The organism is Vibrio sp. D173a (assembly GCF_030248475.1).
Genome location: NZ_JAHGAH010001339.1, coordinates 1 through 981, shown reverse-complemented (window position 1 = coordinate 981; position 981 = coordinate 1). Strand labels below are relative to the sequence as shown.

Below are 981 nucleotides of genomic sequence, written 5' to 3'. Positions count from 1 at the left end.
TGTCACCCAAGTGGCTTTTACCAACATGAACCGTGGCGTAACCCTTGTCTTTTAGCATTTCAGCCAGCGTAGGATCTTCTTTTTGTAATCCCAACGATGAACCCGGCTGGCCTACAGACGTCAAACCCGTTCTGAATGGGTATTGCCCGGTGATGAACGCAGAACGACCCGCAGTTGAACTGCCCTGTGCATAGTAATCACTGACCATCATGCCGCGTTCAGCTATGCGGTCGATGTTAGGAGTATCAACCGCGCCTAGGCCACGGTGGTAAGCTGAGAGATCGGTTGGGCTAACATCATCAAGCATGATAGCCACCACATTCGGTTGGCTAGCCGCCTGAGCGTTAACACTTGCCAACACCGAGAGTGCGAGCGCTGATTTAACAAAAGACTTATACATATATAACCCTCATGACAAAGAATAAACCGCTGAAATTGAGCGATAAAATGCACGTTCTCAGCGAACTTGTGTTGAGGTAAATGGTATAAGAAAGCCGCTAAAAAGAGCTTGATAGCCACTATTACGTTTTTTAATAGCGGCAGTTTAGGCAGGGTATTCTTACTCTCGGATCAAGAGCAAAACTAAGGCTGAATCAGAGCGGTGATTTCGCTCTGCAACCAATCAGTAAACGGGTTATTGCGATTGGCTTGGTGAGTAAACAGGGCCAACTCTCGGCGATAGGTGTCTTTTAGCAACTCAGATGTCAGCTCGACACAGCGATACTCTTCACCCACGTGCGAGCGACACTTATTCGAGGTGATGTAGATAAAATCGCTGTCTTTGACGATCTCTAGCATCAGGTTCATGTTGTTGCTTCTAAGATCGATGTGTTTATCCAAGTCGTGCTTTTTAGTCAGCATTTCTGATTTAGAAGGCTGAATATACCCAGGTATCATATTGATACATAATGGGTACTTCATAACATCCTCCAGTGCATTACCTTGCAAAGGATGGTCTTTGCGTAGCACTAGCATGAACTT

Annotated in this window: 1 protein-coding gene and 1 pseudogene; both read right to left on the bottom strand. The window is 46.0% G+C overall.

The features are described 5' to 3' along the window. On the bottom strand, nt 1-400 hold a 400-nt coding region (locus KIV40_RS33220), incomplete at its 3' end, for a sulfatase-like hydrolase/transferase (RefSeq protein ID WP_285353656.1). Nucleotides 401-582: 182 nt separating this feature from the next. Beyond that, nucleotides 583-981 (bottom strand): annotated as a pseudogene (locus KIV40_RS33215) (LysR family transcriptional regulator); the annotation flags it as partial.